This window comes from Cypionkella psychrotolerans, assembly GCF_001294535.1.
Classification (GTDB): Bacteria; Pseudomonadota; Alphaproteobacteria; order Rhodobacterales; family Rhodobacteraceae; genus Cypionkella; species Cypionkella psychrotolerans.
This window is the reverse complement of sequence record NZ_LGIC01000090.1, coordinates 187635-202653: the sequence shown is the minus strand read 5'-3', so window position 1 is coordinate 202653 and position 15019 is coordinate 187635. Positions and strand designations below refer to the sequence as shown.

The window sequence follows — 15019 nt, the reverse complement described above, 5'->3', positions numbered from 1 at the left end:
TTAACCATACCCCACACCATTCAAAATACCCCAATAAAATCAATGGTCCCGAGTTGGGACCACCCTAAGTAATGCTCTCCAACCGTTCCTTGCTCATATCCCCCGGAACGATTGTGATCGGGATCGGCAAGCTGCCCGAAGACCGCGTCATCGCCGTCACCAACGGCCCCGGCCCGGATTTCTCGGTGCCCGCGCCCAGCACCAGAATCCCCACAGCCGGATCCTCTTTAACCTGCGCCAGAATCTCCGCGACCGGATCGCCCTCGCGGATGATCAGTTCAGGGTTCACCCCCTGCTTGTCGCGCATCCATTGCGCGAACACCTCGAAATGCGCCTCGATCCGCTCGCGCGCCTCTGCCCGCATCAGGTCAGCGACCCCCATCCAATGCTGGAACTCCTCGGGCGGGATGATCGACAAAACCTGCACCCCCCCGCCCGTATGCGCCGCCCTAAGCGCCGCAAATCGCATCGCGTTCAGACATTCCCGGCTGTCATCCAGCACGACAAGAAACTTCCGCATATTCGTCTCCCCATGACGCCGCGATCATGCAACCGAGGCCAAGGGAAGGCAAGCGGGGCCTAGCGCTGGGTTGCCGCCCAATCCCAATACAGCTTGCGGGCCCGCGCCGTCATCGGGCGGTCTTTATATTCGGTGTCGTCAAACGCCTTCACCGCCGTCACCTTGGCAAAATTTCCCGACAGAAAAATCTCATCCGCGCCGTGGGCATCCTCAAATGTCAGCACGGTCTCGCGCACCTCCACCCCATCGGCGCGCAGGTTGGAAATATGCCGCGCCCGGGTGATCCCGGCCAGAAACGTGCCGTTTGGAATAGGCGTAAACACCACGCCATCCTTCACCAAAAACACATTCGCCGTAGCACTTTCCGCCAAATTGCCCAAAGCGTCTGCGATCAGTGCGTTGCCAAAGCCCTTGGCTTGCGCCTCAACCAGCATCCGGGCATTATTCGGATAAAGACACCCCGCCTTGGCATTGCAAACCGCATCCTCCAACACCGGGCGGCGGAACCGTGTCCGCGTCACCGTGGTGGCAAAATCCCGGTCCGGCATCGCGACTTCTTCCAACGAGATCGCAAACCCCGTCGCCCCCGCCAGCGGCACGATCCCGAGTTCCGAGCCATGCAGCGCCCAATACATTGGCCGGATATACACCGCTTGCCCCGGCCCAAAGCTTTGCAAGCCTTCGCGGATGATCGCCGCCATATCCTCTGGCGCGCAGGTCGGCGTGATCATCAGGGCCTCGGCTGACCTATTCACCCGCGCGCAGTGTAGATCCAGATCCGGGCACATGCCGTCGAAATAGCGCGCGCCGTCGAACACCGAGGTGCCCTGCCAGATGCCATGATCCGCCGCCTTCATCACCGCCATATCGCCGTCATGCCAGCGCCCGTCCCAAAAGGTGCGGATGGATTTGCCAAAGGCCATGCTGATCTCCTGCTGTTTTGCCGCAAGCTTAATCATGTGGCACAGTCTGCGGGAAGGGTGCGCGTCTGTCCAAGCGGAAGCCTGCCCGCGTTATTGGGCTGATGCGCAGGCTTTCGCCGTTTCCGCCATGAAAAAAGCCCTCGGACCGGGGGACTGGTCCGAGGGCTTGGCTGCAAAATGCCAGCCTAAGGGTGGGACAGACGGGGAAAATAGCCCCAAGGCTGACTATGGTTGAGGGTTGAGTCGATTCTGTGACGGCAGTGTATCAGCCTCAAGCCGTCATTTTGCCGTGCCAAGGACAGGTCACCAGATGGTCGTTCACCATGCCAACCGCCTGCATGAAGGCATAGCTGATGGTCGGGCCGACAAACTTGAAGCCCTCGGCCTTCAGGGCTTTTGACAGCGCCACCGAAGCCGCCGTTTGCGCGACGGCTTGGGTCAGACTGCCAAGTTGCCGATCCACCGGATGGCCGCCGACATGCTTCCATATGAAGTTCGCAAACCCCTCGCGCGCCTCAATCGCGAGATATGCGCGCGCACCCGCAAAGGTGGCCTCGATCTTGCCGCGATGCCGGATGATGCCCGGATCAGCCAACAAACGCAGGGTGTCCGCCTCACCCCAAGTCGCCAGCACCGCAGGATCAAACCCAGCAAACGCCGCGCGAAACGTCTCACGCCGCCGCAGAATGGTGATCCAAGACAGGCCCGCCTGAAAGCCCTCAAGGATCAGACATTCAAACAGCGCGCGCGGATCACGCTCGGGGCGGCCCCATTCGTCATCATGGTAGGCGACATATAGGGGATCGCTGCCACACCAGCCGCAGCGTTGGGTCTCATCACTCATCTCGCCCTCATAATCATTAAAATTGGCCTAAAATCCGAATACTTAAGGCGGCTTTTACCGTTGTGTCGCCATTCTGTCCATTGGTGGGGCCTGCTGTCCGCTGTGCCAACGGTCTGCTGTGAGGGAGCATTGCGATGATCATGCCAAAACCAAAGCTCCGGCTGGATGCACAGGCGGGCGTGGCAAGCCCTTTGGGCGTGGCGATCTCGGCGGGGGATCGGGAAACCCTGGCGATGGTGCGGCAAGCCATTGATAGCAAACGCTTGCGCTTGGCCTATCAACCCGTGGTGCTGGCCCGGGACGCTGCCCGCGTGGCGTTTCAGGAAGGGCTGATCCGGGTACTTGACCCCACCGGACGGGTGATTCCGGCGAAAGACTTTATGGACGCGGTCGAAAGCCATGAAATCGGCCGTGAAATCGACTGTGCCGCGCTGCAAATTGGTTTGGCGGCACTGGCGCGGGTGCCCGCTCTGCGGCTGTCGATCAACATGTCGGCACGCTCGATTGGCTATGCGCGCTGGATACAACTGCTGCGGCGGGGGCTTTCCGTCGGCCCCACGATTGGAGAGCGGCTGATTCTCGAAATCACTGAAAGCTCGGCGATGCAGGTGCCCGAGCTGGTGGTGGCCTTCATGGATGATCTGAAAGGCGCGGGGGTGGCCTTTGCATTGGACAATTTCGGTTCGGGCAATATGGCGATCCGCTATTTCAAGGATTTCTACTTTGATATCTTGAAACTGGATGGCCAGTTCATACGCAACATCCATCAGGACGCCGACAACCAAGTGCTGACGGCGGCGCTTTTGTCGATTGGCAAGCACTTTCAGATGTTTACCGTCGCGCAATCGGTGGAAACCACAGCCGAGGCGCAGATGCTGCAAAGCATGGGGGTGGATTGTATGCAGGGCTATTTGTTCGGTGCCGCTACGCTGAAACCCGCATTTGATCGCAATGCCGCGCGGAAAACGGCCTGAAACCGGCTGGATTGACCCTGCGTCAATCTGGCTATGCAGAAAACTTGCTTTTCAGCGCCTGTCAACCTAGGGCATTGTTCAGGTCGGCGAAGCAGGGCTTTGCCGGATATTTTCTGGGAGAGGGCGCAAGTTATGACCAATGTGGTAATCGTTTCGGCGGCACGCACCGCCGTTGGCAGCTTTAACGGAGCCTTCGCGGCCACCCCGGCACACGAGCTGGGCGCTGCGGTGATTGAGGCCGTTGTGGCCCGCGCCGGTATCGACAAGGCCGAAGTGGCCGAAACCATTCTGGGCCAAGTGCTGACCGCAGGCCAAGGCCAAAACCCGGCCCGCCAAGCGCATATCCGTGCTGGTTTGGCGAAAGAGGCTTCGGCTTGGTCGCTGAACCAAGTTTGCGGCTCGGGCCTGCGCGCGGTGGCTTTGGGTGCGATGCATGTGCAACTCGGCGATGCGAATATCATTGTCGCCGGTGGTCAGGAAAGCATGTCGCTGAGCCCGCATGTGGCGCATCTGCGCGCCGGGCAAAAAATGGGCGATATGAATTTCATCGACAGCATGATCCGTGACGGGCTGTGGGATGCGTTCAACGGCTATCACATGGGCATGACGGCGGAAAACGTCGCCAACCAGTGGCAGATCAGCCGCGAAATGCAGGACGAATTTGCTTTGGCGTCGCAGAACAAGGCCGAAGCCGCGCAGAAAGCTGGCAAGTTCAAGGACGAGATCATTGCCTTCACCATCAAGACCCGCAAGGGCGATGTGGTGGTCGATCAGGACGAATATATCCGCCACGGCGCGACCCTCGAATCAATGCAAAAACTGCGCCCGGCTTTCACCAAGGACGGTTCGGTGACGGCGGCGAATGCCTCGGGTCTGAATGATGGTGCGGCAGCCGTGCTGCTGATGTCGGAAGCCGATGCCAACAAGCGCGGGCTGAAACCCCTCGCGCGGATTGCGTCCTATGCGACCGCTGGTTTGGACCCGTCGATCATGGGCGTCGGCCCGATTTTCGCCAGCCGCAAAGCGCTGGAGAAAGCCGGTTGGAAGGCCGCCGATCTGGATCTGATTGAGGCGAATGAGGCGTTCGCCGCCCAAGCTTGTGCTGTGAACAAAGACATGGGCTGGGACACCAGCAAGGTCAACGTCAACGGCGGCGCGATTGCGATTGGCCACCCGATCGGGGCCTCGGGCGCGCGGATTTTGAACACGCTGATCCATGAGATGGGCCGTTCGGGCGCGAAAAAGGGCCTTGCGACCCTGTGCATCGGCGGTGGAATGGGCGTGGCGATGTGCATCGAACGCGCCTAAGTGGGCGATATATTGGAATAAAAATCAGCAAACGGGCGCAATAATATTGCGCCCGTTTCTTCATATCGGTAACATGATTTCAAACGCATAGCCTTGGAGGAGGAAAACATGGCAAAGGTAGCATTGGTCACAGGTGGTTCGCGCGGCATTGGTGCGGCGATTGCGGTGGCGTTGAAGGCGGCGGGCTATACAGTTGCGGCGAATTACGCGGGCAACGACGAAGCGGCGGCGGCGTTCACTAAGGAAACCGGGATTCCCACCTATAAATGGTCGGTCGCGGAGTATGACGCTTGCGTGGCGGGCATCGCGAAGGTCGAGGCAGATCTGGGCCCGGTCGACGTGCTGGTCAACAATGCGGGCATCACCCGCGATGCGATGTTCCACAAGATGACCCCCGGCCAGTGGAAAGAAGTCATCGACACCAACCTGACGGGGCTGTTCAACATGACGCATCCGCTGTGGACCGGGATGCGGGATCGTAAGTTTGGCCGGGTGATCAGCATTTCGTCGATCAACGGGCAAAAGGGGCAGGCGGGGCAGGTGAACTACTCGGCGGCGAAATCCGGCGATCTCGGCTTTACCAAGGCCTTGGCGGCGGAAGGCGCACGCGCGGGCATTACCGTGAACGCGATCTGCCCCGGCTATATCGGCACCGATATGGTGAAGGCGATTGATGAAAAGGTGCTGAAAGAGCGGATCATTCCGCAAATTCCAGTGGGCCGCTTGGGTGAACCCGAGGAAATCGCGCGGATCGTGGTGTTTTTGGCCTCGGATGATGCAGGTTTCATCACCGGCTCGACGATTTCGGCAAACGGCGGGCAATTCGTGGTTTAATCAATGGTGTGCTGAAGCGCACCCTACCGGAAAGGCCCAGCCGTATGGTTGGGCCTTTTTGCTTGCTCGAAGTTGGCTTATTCGGCAGGTAATGCCCAAGCAAAAGGGGCAGGCATGACCAAAACCAAAGCCACACTGATCGGCCTCACCGCCATCGCCATGTGGGCGCTGCTGGCGCTGTTCACCATCGGCTCGGCTCCGGTGCCGCCGTTGCTGCTCAATGCGTTGTGCTTTGGCATTGGTGGGGCGATTGGCTTGATCTGGACCATAACGGGCGCTGGGCTTGGCGTGCTGAAAACCGTGTCGTGGAAGGTCTATGCCTTTGGCACGCTGGGGCTGTTCGGCTACCACTTGCTGTATTTTACCGCCTTCCGCATTTCCCCCACCGCCGAAACTGGGCTGATCGCCTACCTTTGGCCGCTGTTCATCGTGCTGCTGTCCGGCCTGCTGCCCGGTGAGCGGTTGGGGCCACTGCACATCCTTGGCGCGTTGGTCGCTTTCGCCGGGGCGGCACTGATCGTGCTGGCGCGCGGCGACGAGGCGCAAGGCTCGGCGCTCGGACTCACACTGGCCTTCCTCTGTGCAGTGACTTGGGCGGTTTATTCCGTGCTGTCGCGGCGTTTGGGCACCGTGCCAACCGAGTCCGTCACCGTGTTCTGCCTCGCTACCGCTTTGCTGTCTACCTTCGCGCATATGGCATTAGAAACAACAGTTTGGCCGCAAGGCGCGCTGGGCTGGGCCAGTGTCGCAGCCCTTGGCATAGGCCCGGTCGGGGCGGCATTCTTCACTTGGGACATCGGCATGAAAAAAGGCGACATCCAACTGCTGGGGGTCGCCTCTTATGCAGCACCATTGCTGTCTACGCTGGCTTTGGTGGCTGCGGGGATCACTCAACCGTCAAGTGCTATTCTGTTAGCGGCGGTTTTGATCACAGCAGGGGCGGCGCTGGCGGCAAAAGCGAGTTCTACAAAAGGCCCTGCGGCCAGCGCCAAAAAGGGTTAAGCGCTCAGCCGACCAATTTCCTCTTTCAGTTTCAGCTTTTGCTTTTTCAGATCGGCGATGTGCAGGTCATCCACGGCGGGCGCGCGCTGCGCCTGTTCGACCTTGGATGAAAGGGTTTCGTGCTTCTTTTTCAGTTCAGCGATATGGGAAGCGACGGTCATGCAAGTCCTCCTGATGCTGGTTCAACCTCTCGATTGCATCACAGAATATGAGTCGTGTCACCAAATCTTCACACAACCTAAGCGGTAATATTGTCGCACTAGCGGAATTCATCCGAAAGAGATTCGCCGCCGCGCAAGATTGCGCTGGCGCGGGGCGTGTAGCTCTCGCGGTCGCCATCATGTGAGGTGCCGTGATGAATGACGAAGGGGGCCAACAACCGAAACGCCGCCCGTCCGGTCTTGCGCGCCCGAAGTAGGATGCGCAGCGCGGGCTTGCCCTCCCGCGGGGTCAGTGGCAGCACCGAGGCTGAGCCCAGTTTGCCCGCCATTGCCGCCAAAACCTCTGGCAGGCCATCGGCCCCACAAATCAGCGTCAGCCAGCCGCCTGGAGCCAAACGGCGGCTGGCCGCCTGCACCCAATCGCCCAAGGGCGTGTCGATCTGCAACGCCGTCGCACGTCCCGCGTTCGGGCTAGGGGTGCCGCCCTTTGGATAGTAGGGTGGGTTGGCAATCACATGGTCAAAATCCACCCGCAGGGCTTTCGGCATATCTGCCAGATCGCCGACCTCGACCTGCAACGCGATACCATTCTCCTCGGCATTGCGCCGTGCCAAAGCGGCGTAATCGGGCTGCACTTCCAGCCCCGCCAGCCGCAAATCGGGCACCCGCCGCGCGAGACAGAACGCCGCAGCCCCAACGCCACAGCCCAGATCCAGCACCGATTGACCGGGCAGGGCAGGGCAGGCCGCCGCCAGCAATACCGGATCGGTCGCCGCGCGATAGCCCTGCCTTGGCTGCCAAAGCTGCAATTTGCCGCAGAGAAAGGCGTCTTGCGTCAGATCATCCATCTACAGCCCGTCCGGGACGGCATTATCCGCCAAAATCGCCCGCGCGATAAACAAATCCCGATCCGCCACCATCATCCGGCGCGGAAACAATCCGATGCCGCCTTCCAGCGTGCTCATGTGGACGTCCATCACAAAGCTGTCTATACCCTCGCCCTCAAGGAGCACTTGAGCAAAGGCGATCACGGTGGGGTCGGTTGTGCGCAGTAAAAGCTTCATGGGATTGGGTTTACGCGGGGAGATACCCCCGTGTCGATACCTGAAGGGGTAAGAATGAGCGTGACTGAGGCTGCACAAAAACCGCATGATCGGCTGGCCGATGCTTTGGTCGAGGATATGGCGGCGGTGAACCTGATGATCCGGGCGCGGATGGCGTCCGAACACGCGCCGCGCATCCCGGAAGTGACGGCGCATCTGATCGAGGCGGGTGGTAAACGCCTGCGTCCGATGCTGGTCTTGGCCGCAGCCCGGCTGCTGGGTTACGCGGGGCCGTTTCATGTGCATCTGGCGGCAACGGTGGAGTTCATCCATACCGCCACCCTGCTGCATGATGATGTGGTCGATGAAAGCGCGCGCCGTCGCGGTCGGCCCACCGCGAACCTGCTGTGGGATAACAAATCTTCGGTGTTGGTCGGCGATTACCTGTTCGCCCGCGCGTTCCAGTTGATGGTGGAACCCGGCAATCTGCGGGTGCTGGATATTCTTGCCAACGCCTCTGCCACCATTGCCGAAGGCGAAGTGCTGCAACTGACCGCCGCCCAAGACCTTGCCACCACCGAAGACATCTATCTTCAAGTCGTGCGCGGCAAAACCGCCGCTTTGTTCTCTGCCGCCACCGAATCCGGCGCGGAAATCGCTGGCGGCACCCCGGCGCAGGTCAAGGCTCTGTTTGACTACGGCGACGCTTTAGGCATCGCGTTTCAGATCGTCGATGATCTGCTCGATTACGGCGGCTCGGCTGCCGCAATCGGCAAGAACACTGGCGATGATTTCCGCGAACGTAAGCTGACCCTGCCGGTAATCAAAGCGGTCGCCCGCGCCAATGCCGAAGAACGCGCCTTCTGGGTGCGGGTGATTGAGAAGGGCCAGCAGAGCGACGGCGATCTGGAACACGCGCTGTCCCTGATGGCGAAACATGGCGCGATGGATGCCGCCCGAAACGATGCGTTGGCTTGGGCGGCGCGCGCGCAGACCGCGCTCAGCGCGCTGCCCGACCACCCCTTGCGCGCGATGCTGTCAGACCTCGCCGCCTATGTGGTTGAACGCATCAACTGAGAGCAGATTCTAACGCCGCCCCGATTTTAACGAAGAACCGGGGCGGCGGCCACCCACCACGCCGGGGCGTCTTCCCGCAGCGCCCCGGCGGCGGCCCTAGCCAATTCCTCGCTGGCGAACAGGCCAAAGCAGGTCGCCCCCGATCCCGACATCCGCGCCAGCAAACAGCCGGGTCGCGCCTCTAGCGCCGCTTTCACGGTTCCAATCACCGGAGCCAGGCCAATCGCCGGAGCCTCCAGATCATTGCGCTGATCGCGCAGCCAGGCCGCCAATTCCAGCGCCGATCCGCAGACGGGGATATCAGACATCGCCGGATTATCCTTGCGCGGCAAAGCCTTGAAAACCGCTGGCGTGGCCACCGCCACGCCGGGATTGACCAACACCACATAGCAGTCAGGTAAAGCGGGCAGGGGTGTCAACACATCGCCCACGCCTTGCATCCGCACCGGACGCCCGGCCAAACACACCGGCACATCTGCCCCCAAAGCCAGCACCGCCGCCGCATCCGGCAAAGTCATGCCCCGCAGCGCACACAAAGCCCGCAACGTCGCCGCAGCATCCGCAGAGCCGCCGCCGATGCCCGAGGCCACGGGCAAATGCTTCTCTAACGCCATCGCCGCTGACACGCCCAAACATCGCGCCGCCCGCAACACAAGATTATCGTCGCCAGACAGCCCCGCGCCCTGCGGCCCGGTCACCGTCAGGCTTAACCGATCCGCTGGCGCAACCGTGACCCAATCGCCAACCCCGGCAAACACCACGACGCTGTCCAGCAGATGATAGCCATCCGCGCGCTGCCCGGTGACATGCAGCGCCAGATTGATCTTGGCGGCGGCAAATTCCCGCAATTCCAGCTCACGGCGTTGCAGCGGCGGCCTCGACGGATTTCAACGGCGCAGCCCCTTCGGCGGCCAGCACCGCATCCAGTCCTTTCTCCAGCTTCAGGCGCAACCGCGCCGCCAGCTTGTCATCCGGGCCATACGACAGCGCGCGATGCCACTGATATTCCGCCTCGCGCTTGCGCCCCACTGCCCAATACACATCGCCCAAATGGTCTGTCACCGTCGCATCCACTGCCATCCGCAACGAGGCCTGCTCCATCGGCAGCAGCGCATCCTGATAGCGCCCCAAGCGGTAATAGGCCCAGCCGAGGCTGTCGAGAATCGCGCCATTGTCGGGCCGCATCAGCACGGCTTTCTTGATCATGCCTAAAGCCTCATCCAGCTTGCGGCCCTGATCGACAAGACTATAGCCGAGGTAGTTCAGCAGTTCGGGCTCATCGGGGCTGAGCGCCATTGCGCGGCGAAAATCGGCCTCGGCGGCGTCATAGTTGCGCAAGGCATCCGAAACCACGCCCCGGCTGTAGAACAATACCCAATGACCCGGCGTCGGGTTCGGCACCATTTTGATCGCGGCATCATAGGCCTTAAAGGCCTCATCATAGCGTTTCTCGCGCCGCATCCCATCGGCCAAAGCCACCTGCACCGCCAGAATATCACCATGCGCCCGCGCCAAACCTTGCAGGATTTCCAGTGCCGCTTCGGGATGACCCGCAGCAAAGGTCGCATTGGCGCGGCCAATTTCGGCTGCATGAAAGTTCAGATCGGTGGGCGGCACCAAAGCATAAGCTGCCGTCGCCAGCGTGTGCTGACCCTGTTGGTCCAACAAGCCTGCCACCAGCAGTTCGGCCTCGGTGTTGTCGGGTCGCAGATAGGCGGCGGCGCGGGCGTGCAGCAGGGTGAAGCTTGCATCCGCCTCGCCCTTCACCGCATTGGCCATACTGTAGAACACTTCGCCGATGCCCTCGCTGGCATTGCGCGCGATGGTGAAGGGCAACGGCTCGCCCGCAGCCAGACGCCGCCGCAGATCGTCAATTTCAAGGTCATTACCGGGCTGGAAATTGCGGTCAATCATTGCCACCGCTTCGGGGTTCCGCTCCAGCTGGCTGAGGATTTCCACCGTTGCAATCAGCCCACGCCGGGTCAGCGGAAAGCTTCCCGCAGCCTTGCCAGATAGGATGTTTTCCGCGCCCTCATAGTCGCCCGCCGAAGCCAGCGCGAGCGCTTTATGGTAAAGCCCAAACGCCTCAAGCCCTTTGGTTTTCGCAAGCTTGTCATAGCCTTCGCTGGCTTCCGACATCCGCCCCAAGCCGAGCTTGGCCCAAGCCTTCACCAGATCATCCAGCACAGCACCCGCAGATCCACCCGCAGCCTGCTCTTGCAGAATGGCTTCATAATCCTGCCGCTTGGCATCGTCAGCGATCAAAACCACCGTGGATGTCTGGCTTTTCGCCCCGGCCTTCTGCAAAGCGCGTGCGAGTTTGGCGGCCCCCTCCATATCGCCCACACCGATATGCGCCATCACGGCGCCTTCCAGCAGCGCCGGATTGCTGGCATCGCCCGTTAAAGCTCGGCCATACCACTCCACCGCCGCCGTATAATCGGCTTCCGACGCCGCAACCCCAGCGGCGAGATAAGCCCCAGCCTCGCTGACCGGGCCTTCACTGACCGTGGTTTGCGTCGCATCGGGCTTCACCTTCGCGGTTTCGGCCAGTGCGGCAAACGGCAGAAATGTCAGAGCAGAGGCCAGCAGCAGTTGCGTGCGTTTGGGCTTGTGGAAAGGCATCCGGGGCGGCTCCTGTAAGCGTTGCCACAAAGCTAGAGCCGCGCGGGCCGAGAAGCAATGCGGGCCGGAGGCTTATCACCCCCAGCCCGCGCATCTTCGCTGATCTGATTGGGAATGTCAGATCACATGTTTGAGGGACTACATATTCGGCCCGTTACATATTCGGATAGTTCGGCCCGCCGCCGCCCATCGGCGTGGTCCAGACGATGTTCTGCGACGGGTCTTTGATGTCGCAGGTTTTGCAATGCACACAGTTCTGGAAGTTGATCTGAAAGCGCGGCTCTTTGCCCGCCTCAGCGATCACCTCATACACCCCCGCCGGGCAATAGCGCTGCGCGGGTTCGTTATACAGCGGCAGGTTGACCAGAATCGGGATCGAGGCATCCTTCAGCTTCAAATGCGCGGGCTGGTTTTCGTCGTGGTTGGTGGCCGAGAATGCCACGTTGGTCAAACGGTCAAACGACAGCACGCCATCGGGCTTGGGGTAGTCAATCGGCGCGTAATCCTTCGCCAACCCCGTCGATTCCGCATCGTTCTTACCATGCTTCAAGGTGCCCAGAATGGTCAGTCCAAAGGTATTCGCCCACATATCCGCGCCGCCCAAGAACAGCGAGGCCACCAGCCCATACTTCGACCACAACGGCTTGACGTTGCGCACCTTTTTCAGATCGGCGGCAATCGGGCCACCGCGCACCAGCGTCTCATATTCGGTCAACTCATCGCCCGAACGCCCCGCCGAAATCGCCACAAACGCCGCCTCTGCCGCGTCAATCCCCGACAGCATCGCATTGTGGTTGCCCTTGATGCGCGGCACATTGACCAATCCCGCCGAGCAGCCCAGCAGCGCCACACCCGGAGCCACCATCTTCGGGATCGACTGCCAGCCACCCTCGGAAATCGCCCGCGCGCCGTAAGCGACACGTTTGCCGCCTTTTAGCAACTCTGCGACCATCGGATGATGCTTGAAGCGCTGGAATTCCATATACGGATACAGATGCGGGTTCTTGTAGTTCAGATGCACCACAAAGCCGACATAAACCTGATTGTTCTCAAGGTGATAGATGAACGACCCGCCGCCCGCATTGCTGCCCAGCGGCCAACCCATCGTATGCGTGACCGTGCCCAGCTTGTGCTTGGCCGGATCAATCTGCCAGATTTCCTTCATGCCAAGGCCGAACTTCTGCGGCTCATGACCCTTCGAAAGATCATACTTAGCAATGACTTCCTTCGCCAAAGACCCGCGCACGCCTTCGGACAGGAACACATATTTCCCAGCCAAAACCATGCCCGGCTCATACGAAGGCCCGGGCGTGCCATCGGCATTCTTGCCGAACTCGCCCGCGACCACGCCGCGCACTTCGCCGTTGTCACCGTAAACCAACTCCGAACACGCCATGCCGGGGAAAATCTCGACCCCCAGTCCCTCAGCCTGCTCGGCCATCCAGCGGCAAACATTCGCCATCGAGACGATGTAATTGCCGTGGTTGTTCATCAACGGCGGCATCGGCCAGTTCGGAATCCGCGCCTGCCCGGCTGGCCCCAGAATATAGAAATTATCCTCGACCACAGCCGTGTTCAAAGGCGCGCCCTTGGCCTTCCAATCCGGGATCAGCTTGTTCAGGCCGACCGGGTCCAGCACCGCGCCCGAAAGAATATGCGCGCCAACTTCCGAGCCCTTTTCCAGCACCACAACCGTCAGATTGCTGTCCAACTGCTTCAGCCGGATCGCCGCTGACAGCCCCGCAGGCCCCGCGCCCACGATGACCACATCATAATCCATCTGCTCGCGCGCGATACCTTGCGACATCTCTTTCTCCGACTTGGCAAAATGCTGCTGCGTCATTGCCCGAACCCACGGTCAGGGTCAACCATCACGCAACATCCCAAGCCTAAATCGCAGAACCCGCGCAACATTCTTTCCCCGCTGCGACAGATTTTTCACCCCCGGCGACGGCCCCCCGCCGATTGCAGGCTTTCCCCCTTGCAATCAGAGCCTCTGTCGGTTCAGGTATGGCCAAGAGTGGCGCAAGGTCATGGCTCATATGGGCTGTGACCTTGTTATTTACGTGAAGAGACCAATGGAAAAAATCCCAATGACCCGGCGCGGATTCACCGCTCTGGACGAAGAATTGAAGCAGTTGAAATCGGTAGAACGCCCCGCCGTGATCCGCGCGATTGCCGAGGCGCGCGAGCATGGCGATCTGTCCGAGAACGCCGAATATCACGCCGCCCGTGAGAAGCAGAGCTTCATCGAAGGCCGGGTGAAGGAACTCGAAGCGCTGATCTCATTGGCAGAGGTGATTGAGGTCGCCAAGCTGACCGGTGCAATCAAATTTGGCGCAACGGTGGTCTTGGTGGATGAAGACTCCAACGAGGAAAAAACCTATCAGATCGTCGGCGAATCCGAGGCGGACATCGAGCGCAACCTCTTGAACATCCGCTCGCCCTTGGCCCGTGCGTTGATCGGTAAGGACGAAGGCGACTCGGTCGAGGTGAAAACCCCCGGCGGCACGCGCGGCTACGAAATCCTCTCCATCCGTTATATCTGACCCTGCCACAGGGGAAAGCACATGGCCGAACCAGAAGAAACGCCCCGCAGCTTGGGGTCGCGCGCGCGCGGCATCGCCGATCCGTCGGTGAGCCCGACCGAATGGGTGGCCGCCGTGATGAGCCTGCTGTGGGTGCTGGCGGTCGGCGGCTATTTCCTGACCGGCCCGGTGGAATCCGGCGTGCTCGGCTATGTGTTGACCCTGCTGGCGGTGTTCTTGCCACTGGCGCTGATCTGGGCGGCGGTGACAACTTTGCGCTCGGTACGGTCCTTGCGCGCAGAATCGGCGCGGTTGCAGGCGACGGTTGAGGCGATGCGCGCGGCCTATCTTTCGGGCCAGCAGGGCGGGATGCGGCCTTCTGTTGAACGTAAACTGGACGAGATTGCCGCCACCGCCAAACATACCGAAACCGCCCTCGCCAGCTTTAACTCGCGCCGCGACAGCGGGCTGACCGTGCCCTCGGCAGACCGCAAAGCCGCACTGGTGGCGCCGCAGCCGCAGCCCGAGGCGGAACAGCCGGGGTTGGCTTTGGGAACCCCGTCAGAGTCGCTGCGTGCGCCTTTGTCGGTGCAAGATTTCACCCGCGCCGTGCAATTTCCCGAAAGCCCGGACGACAAAGAAGGCTTTCGGGCTTTGCGTCTGGCGCTGGAAGACCGCAACGTCGCCAAACTGATCCGCGCCGCGCAAGACGTGCTGACCCTGCTCAGTCAGGAGGGCATCTTCATGGATGACCTGAAACCCGAACGCGCGCGGCCCGAGTTGTGGCGCAAATTTGCCAATGGCGAGCGCGGCCGTGGCATCGCCGCCTTGGGTGGCATCCGCGACCGCTCGTCGCTGGCGCTGACTGCAGGCCGGATGCGCGAAGACCCGGTGTTCCGCGACGCCGCCCACCACTTTTTGCGCACCTTTGACCGGGTGTTTTCAGAATTCGAGAAAGTGGCGAGCGATCAGGATCTGTCCGACCTCGCCGACACCCGCACCGCGCGGGCCTTCATGCTGTTTGGTCGGGTGACGGGGACGTTTGACTGACCTAGAACCCATGGCCGCCTCGGGGGCCATCGAGGCCCCGCTCGGCGGCGCTGCCGGGGATGATTGGACGTGTGGGTTTGGCTGAGATTTCGGATGCCTCCGGCGGAAGTATTTCCAAAAGAGCAATGGC

The 15019-nt window shown here is 61.0% G+C and carries 16 protein-coding genes; 7 read left to right on the top strand and 9 right to left on the bottom strand.

The window, feature by feature from the left end:
* Positions 1 to 64: 64 nt before the first annotated feature.
* The 3 genes from AKV04_RS24420 to AKV04_RS24405 all read right to left on the bottom strand — a co-directional run bounded on the left by AKV04_RS24420 (position 65) and on the right by AKV04_RS24405 (position 2287).
* The gene (locus AKV04_RS24420; RefSeq protein WP_054008997.1) at positions 65 to 520 is read right to left on the bottom strand and encodes a universal stress protein; all 456 of its coding nucleotides are present in this window, start codon (positions 518 to 520) and stop codon (positions 65 to 67) included.
* A gap of 59 nt (positions 521 to 579) precedes the next feature.
* Complete coding sequence (locus tag AKV04_RS24415) at positions 580 to 1443, bottom strand: branched-chain amino acid aminotransferase (protein ID WP_054008996.1); 864 nt, start codon at positions 1441 to 1443, stop codon at positions 580 to 582.
* 271 nt (positions 1444 to 1714) lie between these two features.
* Positions 1715 to 2287, bottom strand: coding sequence for a DNA-3-methyladenine glycosylase I (locus AKV04_RS24405; RefSeq protein WP_054008994.1), 573 nt, complete (start codon positions 2285 to 2287; stop codon positions 1715 to 1717).
* Between the two features lie 134 nt (positions 2288 to 2421).
* On the opposite strand from AKV04_RS24405, the gene AKV04_RS24400 reads away from it, so the two are divergent.
* From AKV04_RS24400 to yddG, 4 genes are all read left to right on the top strand, one after another.
* Complete coding sequence (locus AKV04_RS24400; protein ID WP_156317826.1) at positions 2422 to 3261, top strand: EAL domain-containing protein; 840 nt, start codon at positions 2422 to 2424, stop codon at positions 3259 to 3261.
* A gap of 132 nt (positions 3262 to 3393) precedes the next feature.
* Positions 3394 to 4569 (top strand): acetyl-CoA C-acetyltransferase, encoded by a 1176-nt coding sequence (locus AKV04_RS24395; RefSeq protein WP_054008993.1) that lies wholly within the window; start codon positions 3394 to 3396, stop codon positions 4567 to 4569.
* 108 nt (positions 4570 to 4677) lie between these two features.
* Entirely contained in the window at positions 4678 to 5403 is a 726-nt protein-coding gene (phbB, locus tag AKV04_RS24390; RefSeq protein WP_054008992.1) for an acetoacetyl-CoA reductase, read from the top strand.
* Between the two features lie 114 nt (positions 5404 to 5517).
* Positions 5518 to 6405: an aromatic amino acid exporter YddG gene (gene yddG, locus AKV04_RS24385; protein WP_054009047.1), complete on the top strand. Its 888-nt coding sequence runs from the start codon at positions 5518 to 5520 to the stop codon at positions 6403 to 6405.
* Here the strand turns inward: yddG and AKV04_RS25900 are convergent.
* The 3 genes from AKV04_RS25900 to AKV04_RS24375 all read right to left on the bottom strand — a co-directional run bounded on the left by AKV04_RS25900 (position 6402) and on the right by AKV04_RS24375 (position 7630).
* Positions 6402 to 6566, bottom strand: a complete 165-nt coding sequence (locus AKV04_RS25900; RefSeq protein ID WP_082351838.1) for a YdcH family protein — start codon at positions 6564 to 6566, stop codon at positions 6402 to 6404. The genes yddG and AKV04_RS25900 overlap by 4 nt on opposite strands.
* A 98-nt stretch (positions 6567 to 6664) precedes the next feature.
* Positions 6665 to 7414 carry a tRNA1(Val) (adenine(37)-N6)-methyltransferase gene (locus AKV04_RS24380; protein ID WP_054008991.1) on the bottom strand — a complete coding sequence of 250 codons (750 nt, stop codon included), beginning with the start codon at positions 7412 to 7414 and terminating at the stop codon, positions 6665 to 6667.
* Positions 7415 to 7630 carry a putative signal transducing protein gene (locus tag AKV04_RS24375; RefSeq protein ID WP_054008990.1) on the bottom strand — a complete coding sequence of 72 codons (216 nt, stop codon included), beginning with the start codon at positions 7628 to 7630 and terminating at the stop codon, positions 7415 to 7417.
* Between the two features lie 54 nt (positions 7631 to 7684).
* Between AKV04_RS24375 and AKV04_RS24370 the strand changes: the two genes are divergently transcribed.
* Positions 7685 to 8686, top strand: coding sequence for a polyprenyl synthetase family protein (locus AKV04_RS24370; protein WP_054008989.1), 1002 nt, complete (start codon positions 7685 to 7687; stop codon positions 8684 to 8686).
* A 26-nt stretch (positions 8687 to 8712) separates the two neighbouring features.
* On the opposite strand, the gene AKV04_RS24365 is transcribed toward AKV04_RS24370, so the two are convergent.
* The 3 genes from AKV04_RS24365 to AKV04_RS24355 all read right to left on the bottom strand — a co-directional run bounded on the left by AKV04_RS24365 (position 8713) and on the right by AKV04_RS24355 (position 13118).
* Entirely contained in the window at positions 8713 to 9540 is an 828-nt protein-coding gene (locus AKV04_RS24365) for a 4-(cytidine 5'-diphospho)-2-C-methyl-D-erythritol kinase (RefSeq protein WP_054008988.1), read from the bottom strand.
* A 1-nt stretch (position 9541) separates the two neighbouring features.
* A complete protein-coding gene (locus AKV04_RS24360) occupies positions 9542 to 11311 on the bottom strand; it encodes a tetratricopeptide repeat protein (protein WP_156317824.1) in 1770 nt (589 codons plus the stop codon).
* Between the two features lie 154 nt (positions 11312 to 11465).
* Entirely contained in the window at positions 11466 to 13118 is a 1653-nt protein-coding gene (locus tag AKV04_RS24355; protein ID WP_054009045.1) for an electron transfer flavoprotein-ubiquinone oxidoreductase, read from the bottom strand.
* A 271-nt stretch (positions 13119 to 13389) separates the two neighbouring features.
* Between AKV04_RS24355 and greA the strand changes: the two genes are divergently transcribed.
* Together greA and AKV04_RS24345 are read left to right on the top strand one after the other, a co-directional pair.
* Positions 13390 to 13860 (top strand): transcription elongation factor GreA, encoded by a 471-nt coding sequence (gene greA / locus AKV04_RS24350; protein WP_054008987.1) that lies wholly within the window; start codon positions 13390 to 13392, stop codon positions 13858 to 13860.
* 21 nt (positions 13861 to 13881) lie between these two features.
* Positions 13882 to 14889, top strand: coding sequence for a hypothetical protein (locus tag AKV04_RS24345; RefSeq protein ID WP_054008986.1), 1008 nt, complete (start codon positions 13882 to 13884; stop codon positions 14887 to 14889).
* The last annotated feature ends 130 nt before the right edge of the window (positions 14890 to 15019 follow it).